Consider the following 15,426-nt stretch of genomic DNA (forward strand, 5'->3'; position numbering starts at 1 on the left):
AACGCGCCTGAAGGCAATCGGACCTGGACTACGGAAGTCGCAATGCCGAACGATAAAAACAAAGCAGCAAAGCCTGATTCACAACCGTCCACGATCAATCGCTACCTGTATCCCATCGCCATTGCCGCCCTGCTCCTGGCTGTGGCGGGCATCGGCTGGTTTTTATTGAGCAGCACACCCGCGCCCGTGGCCTACACTCCGCCCAGTACGCCTGCCGTGCAACCGGTCAAGGCGCCAACCACTGTCGTCGCCACGGCCCCGGCGAAAATGGTCGATGAGCAACAATGCCTGGGCTGCCATGCCGCCCAGGTCAAGGACTGGCAAGGCTCCCATCACCAGTTGGCCATGCAGCAGGCCAGCGCCGAGACCGTCCTGGGCGATTTCAAGGACGTCACTTTCAAGGCGGAAAACGAAACCACCCGCTTTTCACGCAAGGACGACGGGTTCTGGGTCAATACCCCCGGCATCGATGGCAAGAATGCCGACTTCAAGGTGGCCTATGCCTTTGGCATTGCGCCCTTGCAGCAATATTTGATCGACGTGGGCGAAGGTCGCCTGCAAGCCCTGGGCGTGGCCTGGGATAGCGAAAAGCAGCGCTGGTTTCATCTCTACCCCGGCCAGGGCGTGAACTTCAAGGACCCGCTGCACTGGAGCAAGCCGAGCCAGAACGCCAACTTCATGTGCGTGGAGTGCCATACCACCGGTTACAAACGCAATTTCGATGCGGCAAAAAACACCTTCGACAGTCAATGGAACAGCCTGGGTGTCGGCTGCCAGGCCTGCCATGGTCCGGCATCCAATCATCTTGAATGGGCGACGAAAAAAACCGATCTGCCCCACGCCGGGTTTGCCGTCGACCTCAAGGACAAGAACGCCACCGTGGAAATCGAAACCTGCGCGCGCTGCCACTCGCGCCGCGCGCCGCTGGGCGATGGGTTCACCGTTGGCAAGCGCCTGATGGACGATTACCTGCCAAGCGTCCTGACCCGCGAGTTGTATGCACTGGACGGCAAGATCAAGGACGAGGTGTTCGAGCAAGGTTCCTTTGCCCAGAGCAAGATGTTCGACAAGGGCGTGCGTTGCAGCAATTGCCACAATCCCCATAGCACTCAACTCAAGGCATCCGGCAACGGTGTCTGCCTGCAATGCCACAACACAGCGGGCAAGACGCCGATCGAAGGTGTCGATGGCAAGGGCCTGCAAGCGAAAAACTACGACTCCGTCGAACACACCCGCCATGCCATGGGCCAGCCGGGTTCGCAGTGCGTGGATTGCCACATGCCGGGCAAGTTCTACATGGTCAACGATTTCCGCCATGACCACAGTTTCAGCATTCCCAACCCCGAGCGCGCACAACGGCTGGGGACGCCGGACGCCTGCCTGAACTGCCACCAGGGCAAGGCCGGTGACAAGGTCACCGAACAGTTCAAGCTGTGGACCACAGCGAGCGTAGCGAGCGCAGCGCAGGCGCCACGCTACGACGAAAGCCTGTGGCTGATCCGCCATGGCCAGCCGGGCGCGGCACTCGCCTTGTACGAGCAGTTACAACGCAGCAATTTGCCGGCGATTCAACGGGCGACGCTGCTGGCCGAATTGCCGATGTACCCCAGCGAACAGGCGCTGAAGCTTGCCGGCAAGGATTTGAGCAACCCGGCTCCCCAGGTGCGTGAAAGTGCCATCCACGCGGTGAGCGCATTCCTGCAACCACAGGAGCGTGCCACGCTGCTCGGGCCCTTGCTTTCCGACCCGGTCAAGGCCGTGCGCATTGCCGCCGCGCGGGACTTGCTCAGCTCGGCGCGCAACGGTCTGGGCACTGCCCAGGATGCCTGGAACACCGCCATCGCCGAGTACGAGGCGGTGCAAAAGAGTCTGGCCGAACGCGCCGAGGCCAACCTCAACCTGGCGTTGCTGTATCAGGCCAGCGGGCGTGGCGGCGAGGTCGAAGGCCTGCTGCGCACCGCGCTCCAGCGTGATCCGGACTTCTACCCGGCACTGGTGACGCTGGTGCAGTGGCTGGAAGCCAACGGCCGTGGCCAGGAGGCGCAGGCACTCCTGGTACAGGCGCTCAAGGAACACCCGGACGCAGCCCTGCTGCAGCACACTCAGGGCCTGTCGTTGATTCGCGCCGGCAAGACGGCAGATGCCATGCCGTTCCTGCACAAGGCCGCGCAGCTGGAGCCGCAGAGCCCGCAATATGGCTATGTACTGGCCGTGGCGCTGCACGACAGCGGCAAGGTCGATGCCGCGTGCGAAGAACTGGAAAGGCTGTTGAAAGTGCAACCCGCCAACCGCAATGCGCGGCTGTCGCTGATTCAGTACTACCTCGACAGCGGTCAGGAACCCAAGGCGCAGGTCCTGCTGCAGGGCTGGAAGAAAATGAACATGGGGGACCCTGCCCTGAAATAAAGCCCCCTGTAGGAGCGAGCACGCTCGCGATGGTCGTCAATGATGACGCGGGCTGTCTGGATCCCCGCGGTGTCTGGGTCGCCATCGCGAGCGTGCTCGCTCCTACAGGGGCGTGGTGATGTTATGAACGTCGCCGGAACAGCGGCCTCGGTTCGATTACCGAACGCCCGTATTGCACGCTCATTCCCGCCAGCCCCTTCAACGCATCCTCGGCGGATTTGTCTTCGCGCACGGCGAAACTGTCGAAACCGCATTGGCGCATGTGGCTCAACTGATCGCGCAGGACATCGCCGATGGCACGCAGCTCCCCGGTCCAGCCCAGGCGCGTACGCAGCAGATACGCCTGGCTGTAGCCGCGTCCGTCGCGAAAGTCGGGAAAATCCAGGGCGATCAAGGGTAGTCGAGCGAGCCAGGGCCTGAGGCTTTCCACTTCATCGTCCGGCCCCAGCCACACGCCCTGTTGCTGTGGGTCTTGCAGCCAGCGGGCCAGCGGCAGGATCAGCGGGCCGCCAGGCACCTCCCCTTCAACGTGCCGCACCAGCGTCCAGGGATCGTCGTTGACTATCCGCGCGCGCCCCTGCTCCAGGCGTAACAGATTATTCATGTCGACACCTGCGGCACTTTCGGATACACCGCTTCCTTGAAGGGTTCCAGCCCGATCCGCTGCACCGTATCGACAAACAGCTCCTCGCTTTCGCGATAACGCACAAAGGTATCGATTATGTGCTCGATCACCTGCGGCACCTGTTCGGCGCTGAAGGACGGGCCGATCACTTTGCCCAGCGCGCTGTTCTTGCCCTGGGCGCCACCGAGGGTGACCTGGTACCACTCGCTGCCATTCTTGTCGACGCCCAGAATGCCGATGTTGCCGATGTGATGGTGTCCGCAGGCATTCATGCAACCGGAGATGTTGAGACTGATGTCGCCCAGATCGTGCAGGTAGTCGAGGTCTTCGAAGCGCGCCTGAATACCTTGGGCGATGGGGATCGACTTGGCATTGGCCAACGCGCAGAAGTCGCCTCCGGGACAGGCGATGATGTCGGTGAGCAACCCGGCGTTGGCGCTGCCCAGGTTGTGTTCGCAGGCCAGGCGCCAAAGCTCGAACAGATCGGCCCCGGGCACATCCGGCAGGACGATGTTCTGCTCATGGGCAATGCGGATCTCGCCAAAGCCGAAGCGCTCGGACCAATCGGCCACCGCGTCCATCTGCGCATCCGTGACATCCCCCGGCGGCGCAGACACGCCAGGCTTGGTCGACAGCACCACGCTGACGTAGCCCGGCACCTTGTGCGCCTGGACGTTGCGCAGCACCCAGCGAGCGAACGCCGGGTTATTGGCCAGATGCGTACCATGCTCGAGGTTCACGTCCCCGAGCTCACGATAGGGTGGTTTCACGAAGGCTGTGGCCACACGCTCGAACTCATCGAGGGTCAATTGTGCCGGGCCGTCCTTGAGGTGCTGCCACTCTTGCTCCACTTCCCGGGCAAATGCGTCGATCCCCAATGCCTTGACCAGAATCTTGATCCGTGCCTTGTATTTGTTATCGCGCCGGCCATGGCGGTTGTACACCCGCAATACCGCCTCGACATAGGACAGCAAGTGCTGCCACGGCAGGTCTTCGCGAATCTGCAAGCCGAGGATCGGCGTACGCCCCAGTCCGCCGCCGACCATGACCCGCAACAGCATTTGCCCGTCGTCACCCGGGTAAAGGTACAGGCCGATGTCATGCATCATGATCGCCGCCCGGTCCTGCTCCGCCGAACAGATGGCGATCTTGAACTTGCGCGGCAGAAACAGGAATTCCGGGTTGATGGTCGACCACTGGCGCAGGATCTCCGCCAGCGGTCGCGGGTCGATCATTTCGTCGGCCGCCACCCCGGCAAAGGCTTCGGTGGTGATGTTGCGCACGCAATTGCCGGAGGTCTGGATCGCATGCATCTCCACCTGCGCCAGGCGTTCGAGGATGTCCGGCACCTGGGCCAGTTCGATCCAGTTGAACTGGATGTTCTGCCGGGTGGTGAAATGGCCGTAACCGCGGTCGTAATCCCGGGCGATGCTGGCCAGCGTACGCATTTGCCGGGCGCTCAGGGTGCCGTAGGGAATCGCCACCCTCAGCATGTAGGCGTGTTTTTGCAGGTACAGGCCGTTCTGCAGGCGCAGCGGCAGAAACTCTTCGTCGCTCAACTCACCGGCCATGTAACGCCCGACCTGATCGCGAAACTGCGCCACCCGCTCCAATACCAGCGCCCGGTCGTAATCATCGTACTGATACATCTCGCTACCTCATCAGGGTTGGGCACATTTCCCCTCTGTAGGAGCGAGCACGCTCGCGATGGACGACAACGATGACGCGGGTTGCCTGGATGCCCGTGGAGTCCGGGCCGCCATCGCGAGTATGCTCGCTCCTACAGAGGGGAGGTAGCGACTATGAGCTTGCAACGCGACCCGTTACAGACTCACCTTGATGACAAAAAACCATATCAGCGCAAGTTCAGTGTCCACCGACGGTAGTGACATCTGATCCGCACTCATCAGCTTTTCAAGCGTCTGTTTTTCAACCAATGCGCGCGCGGTACTGACTTGGCGTCATACCCAGGTGTTTGCGAAAGGCGCTGCCCATGTGGGACTGGTGGGAAAACCCGGCGTCCAGGGCGATATCGGACAATGGCCGGTCAGTGACTTCAATCAACCGTCGCGCCGCCCGCAATCGGGTCTGGACGAGATACGCATGGGGTGTCAGGCCGGTGGCCCGAGTGAAATCGCGCAACAGGCGCAGTTCGTTGTGGCCGTATGTCTGCGCCAGCTGTTCAAGGGTCAGGGGTTCGTGGAATTGTTCGGCAATCTGCTCCAGCACGGCACAAAACGCCGTGGAAACGGCACTTGGCGGAGTATGCACCGACGACTGCTCCAGTCCCACCAATGCCAGTGCGCATTGTTCAAGCGCCATAACGTCCACCTGCGGGTCAAGCAGCAGGCGGCGCATTTCATGTCCGAGCATCAGCGCCTGGCGGTTACCGTGCGATTGCACACGGTGGTCGACCACAGGTAAATGCAGGTTGGCCAGTGGTTCGTGCACACGCAGCAGCAGGTACTCCCCGCCGCTTGCCGATTCGGAAAAAACCTCCACGCCGACCGGGGTGAAGGCCAGCACACCGGGCAAGGTGTCGAAATCGACCCGATGGTCCGAATCGATCGCATGCACGCCCCGCTGCCGCTCCAGGGTTAGCCCCAGGGATTGCCATTGCGCCGGATCACGTGCGCTGTAGGCCGCCCTGGGCAACAGTTGCAGGCACAGCCGCCCACCCAGCAGGTCCTGGCTCAGGATTTGGGGCATGTGAAATTTCCTGATAGATCGACGTCGAGATTCACGCAAGACTCTGGCACAAAGGGTTGCCATCCACAGGAGCACATCATGCGCACCATCGGCCTAATCGGCGGCATGAGCTGGGAGTCCAGCGCCGAGTACTACCGCCTTATCAACCAGCAGATACGCGATCGGCTCGGCCCGCTGCGTTCGGCAAAATTGCTAATGTACAGCGTCGACTTCGGCCCTGTCGAACAGGCCCAGCACGCCGGACGCTGGGACGATGCCGCGCAGATCCTGGTGGACGCGGCACAACGGCTGCAAGCCGGGGGCGCCGATTGCGTGGTGCTGTGCACCAACACCATGCACAAGGTGGCCGGGCAGATTCAGGCTGCCATCGACATACCGTTTCTGCACATCGCCGACCCGGCGGGCCAGGCCGCGGTCGAAGCCGGCGCACTGAAGGTGGGATTGCTCGGTACCGCATTCACCATGGAGCAGGCATTCCTCAAGGAGCGCCTGGCATCGATGGGGCTGGATGTACTGGTGCCGGATGCCGATGAACGCCAGGCCGTACACCGGATCATCTATGAAGAACTGTGTGTCGGGGTGATCAGCGAAGCGTCACGGCAGGTTTATCGGCAAATCATCGAGTCGCTGACCCGCCGTGGCGCCCAGGCGATCATTCTCGGCTGCACCGAGATCAGCCTGCTGATCAAACCCGAGCACAGCGCCCTGCCCCTGCTCGACACGACGGAACTGCACGCTCGCGCGGCGGTGGCGTTTGCCCTGGACGAGTGACTCAATCGACCTTGGGCATTGGCCGCAGGCGCGCCATGCTCAAGGTGTCCACCCACACACCGTCGCGTACTGCATAGTCGCGAAACACGCCCTCGGCTTCGAAACCGAACTTGCGATACAAACCGATGGCCGCCTCGTTGTCGGCAAAAACCGTCAGTTCGATTCGCCGCAGGTTCATCCAGTTGTCGGCGACGTCCAGTGCTGCCGCCAACAGTTTCGAACCGACGCCCTTGCCCTGCCATGCCAGTGCGACACTCAAGCCGAAAGTAGCGGCGTGACTGCGACGGGTACGGGAAAACTGCTCGAGGGTGATGTAGCCGATCACCGTCCCCTGGTGCAAAGCCACTAGTTGCACCATCCGCTCGTTTTCCGGCACCAGGCGTTTGCGCCAGTTTTCGCTGGATGGAAACGGCAACTGCAGCGTCTGCCGGGTGACAGCCGGATCATGATAAATCGCAGCGATGCCTTCGAGGTGGGACTCATTGAGACGTTCGAGAGTGATGGCAGCTTCAGTGGCAGGCATGGGTGATTCATCCTTGAGACAGACAGGTGGTCACTCTATAACGCCACCCTCGATACTGGCGAGTTTCCCTGTAGATACTCACGGTCAAGCTTTCGCACCACATTATCGTTGTTCGCCTGTAGGAGCGAGGCTTGCCCGCGAACCAGACGCTTCAGTGTATCTGCCGTACCGCGTTATCGTTGTTCGCCGGCAAGCCTGGCTCCTACAGCGAACCAGGGTCGTTGTCAGTTCTCGAACCAGTCCTTGCGTTGGTTGAAGGTGTTCTGGATCAGTTCGACGATCCTCTGCACCGGGCCCACGCCCGCGCTCTGCGCATTCACCGCCATCCACACCTGACGCTGCATCGAATGGCTGAACAATCCGGGCAGGCCGGTCAACCCGCGATCGAACCGGCTCATGTAGCCCGGCAGCAGCCCGATGCACGCACTGCAACGGATCATCTCCAGCATCAAGGGATAGGAGTGCATTTGCACGACCCCGGCCAGGCGCTGTTCCACCAGGTCATTCCATGGCCGCAAACCATCGACCTGACGGTCATGTTGCCATTGCACCAGCAGGAAGTCGGCGAGGTCATCGAGGTTGTCCGGACGCGCGGCCACCCGTGAGTAACGCTTGGCGATGTGCGCGACATAATCGAGCCGCGCCAGGCATTGGGGCTCGCAGACGGCAAAACTCGGCCCCGGCAACGCCGAGTCGGTGCCGGCCAGCCAGACCACCACATCGGCACTGACCGCTTGCAGGGACAGTTCACTGTCGAGGGTGATGATGTCCAGGCGGATGCTGGCATTGCGCCGCAACAAGGCCACCAGATCGCGGCCGAGAATGTCATGCAGGATCGGCTCGGCAACGGCCAGGCGCACCAAGGGTTGTTCAATCACCGGCATGTCGCGCTCGTGGGCCAGTGCGACCAGCTGCGCGTGCAGCTTCAATCCGTCACGACTGAGCACGACACCATTGTCCGAAGGGCTGAATAATGAACACTGCAGTTGCGCTTCAAGCTGCGCCAAGTGCTTGCGCAGCTGCGTTGCCTTCATATTGAGGCTGCGCGCGGCCTGCATGAAACAACCACACCTGGCACTGGCTCTGAAGCATTGCACCAGCACCGGGTCGATCTGCGCCACGGGAACACGCAAGGACAGGGATTGGTACAGAGGTGCGTGGAATTGCTCAATACGACGATTGCCGACCGTTTCCATGAATGACATTGATGACTCCCTGTCGAACGATCACTGGGAGTTCCATCCTGCACTTGACTCATGAAACCGCTGTGACAGCCGGATCAGACACTGGGCCCCTGGCGGAAACTCACCGCCAGACGGTTCCAGCTGTTGATGGTGGTGACCGCGATTGTCAGGTCCACCAGTTCAGCTTCGCTGAATTGCTCTCGCGCCTGCTCGTAAACCTCGTCCGGCACATTGTTTTGCGCAAGCAGCGTCACCGCTTCGGTCCAGGCCAGCGCTGCACGCTCGCGCCGGGTGAAGAAATCGCTGTCGCGCCAGACCACGATGCAATACAGCCGCCGGTCGGTTTCGCCCAGGCGCCGGGCGTCCACCGAGTGCATGTCGGTACAGAACGCGCAGCCATTGAGCTGCGAGGCGCGGATCTTGATCAGGTGCAACAACGCCGGCTCGATGCTCAGATTGCAGGTCAAGGCTTCCATGGCGAGCAACGCCTTCATCGCTTTGGGTGAAGCACTGTAGTAGTCCAGGCGGGGGTTCATTGCAGGCCTCGCGGGGCATTGATGTACAGCCCACGGTAGGCCCTGGCGCGTGTGCGTTACAGGTCCAATTCTGCGAAAAAACCGTGGACCACCCGACGACAGACCAATCGACGGTTTTTCCCCTACGCAACTTCTGCACGGACGGCCGATAAGGGTAATCTTGCGCGACGCACACGCGCCCCCAATGCCCGGAGCTACGCCGCCATGGAACTACATGTTGTCATCAACGGCCGCAAGGACCTGGCAGGTCAGCTGTACAACCAGTTGCGCAGCGCCATCGAATCAGGGCGCCTGGCCGCCGGGACACAGCTGCCACCCAGCCGCTTGCTGGCCGAACAACTGGGCATCTCGCGCAAGACCATCTCCGACACCTATGCCCAGCTGACGTACGAAAACTTCCTGACCGGGGTGATCGGCAAAGGCACCTACGTCAACGCCCGCCCCTCGAAAATCGAGCGCAAACAAAGCCCTGACGATCTGGCCGGTTTCGAGGTGATCGAATCCTGGCGCTCCCTGCCGGTGTTTCTGCGTCACCCGACGCTGGAAGGCTCGCTGCGTTACGACTTCATCGGCGGTGCCACCAGCAAGAGCCAGTTCCCCCAGGACGACTGGCGCCGCTGCACGTCCCATGCCTTGCGCCAGATCGCGGCGTCCAAGGGCTTCTACAGCCTGCCCGAAGGCTTGCCGGCACTGCGCAATGCCATCGCACGGCATATTGCGTTCTCGCGCGGGGTCAATTGCCAGGACGAAGACGTGGTGGTGTGCAACGGCGCCCAGCAGGCCCTGGACCTGATTTCCCGGGTGTTGACGCGCCCTGGCAGCATCGTGGCCATGGAGGACCCCGGCTATCCGCCGGCCCGCCTGCTGTTCGGCACCCACGGCGCTACGGTGATCGGTGTTCCGGTGGATGCCCAGGGCATCGAGGTAGACAAGATTCCCCTTGGCACTCGACTGATTTACGTCACCCCGTCGCACCAGTTCCCCCTGGGCATGCCCATGAGCCAGGAGCGACGAGTGGCGTTGCTGGCCAGGGCCCATGAACTGGGCGCGATCATCATCGAAGACGACTACGACAGCGAATTCCGCTACGAAGGCCGGCCTGCCGATTCGTTGCAAAGCATGGACGAACGCGGGATCGTCGCTTACGTCGGGACCTTCTCCAAAACCCTGCTGCCGGAGTTGCGCCTGGGCTACGCAATCCTGCCGCCGGCGATTCTCGAAGCCGTGGTGCGGGCCAAGCAGCTCACCGACCTGCATACCTCCACCCTGCCCCAGTGGGCACTGGCCAAGTTCATCGCCGAAGGCTGCCTGCTCAAGCACATCCGCCGCTGCCATACGATCTATGCGGGCAGGCGTGAGCGGATTCTGGCGCGCATGGCCGGCGATCTCTCGCCATGGCTCGAAGCGGTGCCGACCACGGCGGGCTTCCACATGGCGGTGCTGTGCAAAGTGCCGGTCGACGTTGCATTGGTGGTGGAATTGGCGAAAAAAGTCGAAGTCGGGCTCTACCCCATCAACAGCTTTTACTACCAGCAGACCCCGCGCGACGGGCTTATCCTGGGCTTTGGCGCCATCGAAACCCTGGACATCGACATCGCCCTGGACCGCCTGCGCGATATCTTGCAGCAAGTGGCCTGAAGGATTGGTCTCAGGCTTTATCCGGCGATTGGCTATTGGTGGTCTGCAGGGACAGGCCTATCCTGCAAAGGCCTTAACCCTCAATGAGCAGGATTCGTCCAGCCTGATTCAGGAGTGCGAGCAATGTCCTACAAAGTGATCAATACCGTAAAGGTGCAGGCCGTCGCTGGCCGCTCGGAAGAGCTGGGCGAGCAACTGCAGAAAATCGTCGACACCCTGCGTGAACTGCCAGGCTGTGAATCCTATATGGTCGACCGCTGCCCCGAGGACGGTAATCGCTGGACCGTCAGCGCTCATTGGCAGTCGGAAGCGGCGATGCAATCGCATTTCAACGACCCGCAGGTGCAGGGTTTCATCGACCTGATCGATTGCCAGCTGGCCAATGCCGTCGACTTCAACAGCTTCCCGATCCGCTGAACAGCCGTTAAAGATCGCAGCCCCCCGGCAATGCCTGCAGAGTATGGATACCTTGCAGGCATTGCCGGGGGGCTGCGATTTTTTTCGTTTCCGGGCCGGCATTGGCCCCCTGATCTTCCCGAATATTGGCTGTTTGATTGCACCAGGTGGCGCACTAGATTGGTTCCTGACCGACAACCCACCGCAGGTAATGAACCATGAATGTTTTGCGCTTCTGTGCAGTCCCCGTTATTGCCCTGACCCTGACCGTCTGCGCCTCGGCCTTCGCCCACGAGGCCGGCGCACCGTCGGAAGAGGTCAAGGTGTTGCAGGACCAAATGCTGAAAAACGTGCCGGGCAAAAAGGCAATGATGATTGAAGTGGACTACAAGCCCGGCCAGTCATCCATTGCCCACAAACACGACGGCACCGCCATGGCCTACGTCCTTTCGGGGGCCATCACCTCTCAGGTCAAGGGCGAAAAGGCCGTCACCTATAAGGCGGGCGAATTCTGGTATGAAGCGGCCGGCTCCGAACACCTGGTGTCGAAGAACGCCAGCGCCACCGAACCTGCCAAACTCCTGGTGTTTATGGTGTTGTCGCCGGAAGAGAAAGTGCTGATCCCATTGAAAAACTGATCGCTGAACAAATAGCCATAAATAAAAAGGTGCGAAACTTCGATTCGCACCTTTTTATTTCATCAGGCAATTAACTGAAGTTACTTAATTCAAATAAAACTATCACCGACTTGATAACCAGGATTATTGGCTGTTCTTAAGCCGCTTTCCCGGTTTAGTCTGGAGTTAGCGCCGATCAACTTCGGCCAGCACACTTCCCGACCGATCCTGTTTCATTGGAGAGACACCATGAAACTTACGCTTGCCAGTACGTTGACAATAACGCTGGTATTAACCGGCTGCTCGATTCCCACGGCACCTTCGGCAGTTTCGTCGCTGGACGGTTTGTTCAGCGAACCGGTGGGTCGAAGCAGTGCAACCCAGGTTCCCAGCGGCAGCCGGGTGTCCCTGGGTGTCGTGTACAGTCGCAATACCCAGGCCAATCGCGCGTACCTGCAGGACTATCAGGCCAATGCCGGCACCGGCTTCGGCCAGAGCCTGCTGGTGCAATCGATCCACGATGCCTATGTGAATACGTCAAAGCCCGATCTTGCGGTCGACTGGGTCAAGGCCTCGCTGCAACGCCAGTTCGGTTCGGTAACCGTGTATCCGGACATGCAAAGCCTGAGGGCGGCAAAACCGGATGTGGTCGCCATCATCGACAGTCGCAGCCAATTGATCACCTCGCGCAGTTCGGATATCGAAGCGAAGGTCAGCGCCGACTTTTACGACAGTCACTTCAACTATATCGGTACGGCACAAGGACAGGATGCCAGGTCCCTGAGTCCGGTCTGGGCGGACTTCAAACGCAGCGAAGAGATTGTTGCCGATATAAACGAACAACAAAACGTGCAAGTCAGGGCACTGCAAAAGTTTGACCAGTCGCTCAGTAATTTATTGACCAGTCCGACAGAGAAAGTGTCGATGCTCGAAAGTAACAACCGTCAAAAGTTGCATTGAACAACCGGGCTCTATCGCGAGCAGCCTCGCTCCCACATCGGTTCTGTGTGTAATGTGGGAGCGAGCCTGCTCGCGATGGCGCCCGTCCGGACAGCGCAAAACCTCCAGGCAAAAAAAAGACCCGCATCTTTCGATGCGGGTCTTTTCATTCAACGCCCGATCACGCCGGTTCCATTTCGAGGGCTGCGGCGGCAGGTACTGCCGCTTGACCGCTCAATGCCAGATCCAGCAATTCACGGTTGGCCACCGCGTACATGGCGTAGTCCGTGCCGCTGGCGGCACGGATTTCCACCAGCATGGCGCGCCAGCGTTCGATCATGCTTTCGTGCTGCGCCATCCACAGCGCCAGGCGGGTTTCCACGTCCTGGGTGCCGTCGCCCTGTTGCAGGACGGAGATGGTGATCGCACGTTGCTGCCAGTCGACGTCATCGCGGAACGCTTCACGGGCCAGCGCCTGCCAGTTGTTTTCCACCGGCAGGGCACTGATCTGTTGCAGGTACCAGGTGATGTCCAGCGCACTGCCCACGGCGAAGTAGGCCTTGGCCACGTCTGCCGCGTCCTGGCCGGTCACGTCGGAAGCCTCGATGATCGGCAGCAGGGTGTACAGGTGCGAAGTGCCAGCCACCATGCGCGCCAGCAACTCCGGCACGCCGGCTGCGACGTAACCCTGATAACGGGCCTGCCAGGTGTCGCGGATCTCGCCACTGAGCAGTTCGTCGAGCTTGAGACCCAGCTCCTTCAGGTGCGGACCGAAGTGAGCGACGTCACGGGCAGCATTCTGCTCGTTGCGACGGGCACGCAGGAACCAGCGCGTCGCGCGACGGCCCAGGCGCATCAGCTCGTCCATCAGCTCCAGTTGCACGTCGGCGGACACCTGGTAGTCCAGGGCTTCGATCTGACGGAACCAGTGCGGGAGGTGGAAGATGTCCCGAACAATGACGTAGGCACCCGCCACATTCGCCGGGCTCATGCCGGTCGACTCCTTGAGTCGTTGCACGAAGGTGATGCCCATGTGGTTGACCAGATCGTTGGCGATCTGGGTGCTGACGATCTCGCGCTTCAGGCGGTGACGGCGCATGGCTTCGGAGAACTTGCTCACCAGGGTCGGCGGGAAAGCGGTTTCCATGTCGCGGGTCAGGTAGTCGTCGTCCGGCACCAGGGAGCCCAGCAACTGCTCCTTGAGGTCGATCTTGCTGTAGGAGATCAGCACCGACAGCTCCGGACGGGTCAGGCCATGACCTGCCGCCACGCGCTCGGCCAGTTGCTCTTCGGTCGGCAGGAACTCGATGGCGCGATCCAGCTTGCCGCGGCCTTCCAGATCGTTCATCAGACGCTTGTACTCGGCAATCCGCGCATAGGCACGACGGGCCGCCAGGCTCAACGCCTGAGTCTGCTTGTAGTTGTTGCCCAGAACCAGACCACCGACTTCGTCGGTCATGCTCGCCAGCAACTGGTTACGTTGCTTGTCGGTCATGTCGCCGGCCTGAACCACTTCGTTGAGCAGGATCTAGAAGTTCACTACGTGGTCGGAGCAGACCACGCCACCGGCGTTGTCGATGAAGTCGGTGTTGGAACCGCCACCATTGAGACCGAACTCCACGCGACCCAGTTGGGTCATGCCCAGGTTACCGCCCTCGCCTACCACCTTGCAGCGCAGCTCGTTGCCGTTCACGCGCAGTGCATCGTTGGCCTTGTCGCCGACATCGGCGTGGCTTTCGCTGCTGGCCTTGACGTAGGTACCGATACCACCGTTCCACAGCAGGTCCACCGGTGCCTTGAGCAAGGCATTGAGCAGCTCGGTCGGGGTCAGCTTGTCGGCCTTGATGTCGAAGCGTTCCTGCATTTGCGGGGAAATCGCGATGCTCTTGGCGCTACGCGAGAAGATACCGCCGCCTTCGGACATGATGCTGGTGTCGTAGTCCGACCAGGCCGAACGCGGCAGGTCGAACATGCGCTGACGCTCGGCGAAGCTGGTCGCCGGATTCGGGTTCGGGTCGATGAAAATGTGCATGTGGTTGAAGGCCGCGACCAGTTGCAGCTTGTCGGACATCAGCAAGCCGTTACCGAACACGTCACCGGCCATGTCGCCGACGCCCACCACCGTGATGCTGTCTTCCTGGACATTGATGCCGCGCTCGCGGAAGTGACGCTGTACGCCCACCCACGCGCCCTTGGCGGTGATGCCCATTTTCTTGTGGTCGTAACCGGCCGAACCGCCCGATGCGAACGCATCGCCCAGCCAGAAGCCGTAGTCGATGGCGATGCCGTTGGCGATGTCGGAGAAGGTCGCAGTGCCCTTGTCCGCCGCAACCACCAGGTACGGGTCATCATCGTCGTGACGCACGACGTTGGCCGGTGGAACCAGTGCACCATCCTTCAGGTTGTCGGTGATGTCCAACAGACCCGAGATGAAGATGCGGTAGCAGGCGATGCCTTCGGCCGCGATCTCGTCACGGCTGCCGCCCAGCGGCAGACGACGTGGCAGGAAGCCACCTTTGGCACCGACCGGCACGATCACCGAGTTCTTCACTTGCTGGGCTTTTACCAGGCCCAGGACTTCGGTACGGAAGTCTTCTTCGCGATCGGACCAGCGCAGACCGCCACGGGCGACGTTGCCGAAGCGCAGGTGCACGCCTTCGACGCGCGGCGAGTAGACGAAGATCTCGAACTTCGGAACAGGCTTTGGCAGTTCCGGAATCAGGTGCGGATTGAACTTGAAGCTGAAGTACGACTTGTTCTGGCCGTGCGCATCGGTCTGATAGAAGTTGGTGCGCAGGGTCGCCTTGATCAGGTCCAGGTAGCGACGCAGGATGCGGTCTTCGTTGAGCACCTGGACGTCGTCCAGGGCGCTGAGGATCGCGTGCTCCAGACGTTGTTGCATGTCGTCCAGGTCGTCGCCGCTGAGCTTGCGCGCCAGGTAGAAACGGGTCTTGAACAACCGGGTCAGTTCGCGAGCGATATCGGTGTGGTTGTTCAGGGTGCTGGCGATGTAGCCCAGGTCGAAGCCCAGACGGATCTGCTTCAGGTAACGGGCGTAGGCACGCAGCAGAGCCACTTCGCG

The 15,426-nt window shown here is 61.0% G+C and carries 12 protein-coding genes and 1 pseudogene; 6 read left to right on the forward strand and 7 right to left on the reverse strand.

The window, feature by feature from the left end:
* The first annotated feature begins 42 nt into the window (after positions 1–42).
* Positions 43–2,406: a tetratricopeptide repeat protein gene (locus ACQKP2_RS06365; RefSeq protein ID WP_427575285.1), complete on the forward strand. Its 2,364-nt coding sequence runs from the start codon at positions 43–45 to the stop codon at positions 2,404–2,406.
* Positions 2,407–2,527: 121 nt separating this feature from the next.
* On the opposite strand, the gene ACQKP2_RS06370 is transcribed toward ACQKP2_RS06365, so the two are convergent.
* From ACQKP2_RS06370 to ACQKP2_RS06380, 3 genes are all read right to left on the reverse strand, one after another.
* A complete protein-coding gene (locus ACQKP2_RS06370) occupies positions 2,528–3,010 on the reverse strand; it encodes a DUF934 domain-containing protein (RefSeq protein WP_427575287.1) in 483 nt (160 codons plus the stop codon).
* The gene (locus ACQKP2_RS06375) at positions 3,007–4,680 is read right to left on the reverse strand and encodes a nitrite/sulfite reductase (protein WP_427575289.1); all 1,674 of its coding nucleotides are present in this window, start codon (positions 4,678–4,680) and stop codon (positions 3,007–3,009) included. Before ACQKP2_RS06375 ends, ACQKP2_RS06370 begins: the two co-directional genes overlap by 4 nt.
* 280 nt (positions 4,681–4,960) lie before the next feature.
* Complete coding sequence (locus ACQKP2_RS06380) at positions 4,961–5,740, reverse strand: helix-turn-helix domain-containing protein (RefSeq protein WP_427575291.1); 780 nt, start codon at positions 5,738–5,740, stop codon at positions 4,961–4,963.
* Positions 5,741–5,818: 78 nt separating this feature from the next.
* On the opposite strand from ACQKP2_RS06380, the gene ACQKP2_RS06385 reads away from it, so the two are divergent.
* A complete protein-coding gene (locus ACQKP2_RS06385; RefSeq protein ID WP_427575292.1) occupies positions 5,819–6,511 on the forward strand; it encodes an aspartate/glutamate racemase family protein in 693 nt (230 codons plus the stop codon).
* A 1-nt stretch (position 6,512) separates the two neighbouring features.
* Here ACQKP2_RS06385 and ACQKP2_RS06390 read toward each other — a convergent pair whose 3' ends face one another.
* From ACQKP2_RS06390 to ACQKP2_RS06400, 3 genes are all read right to left on the reverse strand, one after another.
* Entirely contained in the window at positions 6,513–7,034 is a 522-nt protein-coding gene (locus ACQKP2_RS06390) for a GNAT family N-acetyltransferase (RefSeq protein WP_427575293.1), read from the reverse strand.
* 224 nt (positions 7,035–7,258) lie between these two features.
* Positions 7,259–8,239: a LysR family transcriptional regulator gene (locus ACQKP2_RS06395; protein ID WP_427575294.1), complete on the reverse strand. Its 981-nt coding sequence runs from the start codon at positions 8,237–8,239 to the stop codon at positions 7,259–7,261.
* Between the two features lie 74 nt (positions 8,240–8,313).
* Positions 8,314–8,754 (reverse strand): carboxymuconolactone decarboxylase family protein, encoded by a 441-nt coding sequence (locus tag ACQKP2_RS06400; RefSeq protein WP_427575296.1) that lies wholly within the window; start codon positions 8,752–8,754, stop codon positions 8,314–8,316.
* Between the two features lie 204 nt (positions 8,755–8,958).
* Here ACQKP2_RS06400 and ACQKP2_RS06405 point away from each other — a divergent pair, with 204 nt between their 5' ends.
* The 4 genes from ACQKP2_RS06405 to ACQKP2_RS06420 all read left to right on the forward strand — a co-directional run bounded on the left by ACQKP2_RS06405 (position 8,959) and on the right by ACQKP2_RS06420 (position 12,365).
* Positions 8,959–10,392: a PLP-dependent aminotransferase family protein gene (locus ACQKP2_RS06405; protein WP_427575297.1), complete on the forward strand. Its 1,434-nt coding sequence runs from the start codon at positions 8,959–8,961 to the stop codon at positions 10,390–10,392.
* 123 nt (positions 10,393–10,515) lie between these two features.
* Entirely contained in the window at positions 10,516–10,809 is a 294-nt protein-coding gene (locus tag ACQKP2_RS06410) for a putative quinol monooxygenase (protein WP_427575299.1), read from the forward strand.
* Positions 10,810–11,006: 197 nt separating this feature from the next.
* Positions 11,007–11,426: a cupin domain-containing protein gene (locus ACQKP2_RS06415; RefSeq protein WP_427575300.1), complete on the forward strand. Its 420-nt coding sequence runs from the start codon at positions 11,007–11,009 to the stop codon at positions 11,424–11,426.
* A 228-nt stretch (positions 11,427–11,654) separates the two neighbouring features.
* The gene (locus ACQKP2_RS06420; protein ID WP_427575302.1) at positions 11,655–12,365 is read left to right on the forward strand and encodes an ATPase; all 711 of its coding nucleotides are present in this window, start codon (positions 11,655–11,657) and stop codon (positions 12,363–12,365) included.
* A gap of 160 nt (positions 12,366–12,525) precedes the next feature.
* Here the strand turns inward: ACQKP2_RS06420 and ACQKP2_RS06425 are convergent.
* Positions 12,526–15,426: pseudogene (locus ACQKP2_RS06425) on the reverse strand (NAD-glutamate dehydrogenase); the annotation flags it as partial.

Source organism: Pseudomonas sp. NPDC089569 (assembly GCF_050280625.1).
Lineage (GTDB): Bacteria > Pseudomonadota > Gammaproteobacteria > Pseudomonadales > Pseudomonadaceae > Aquipseudomonas.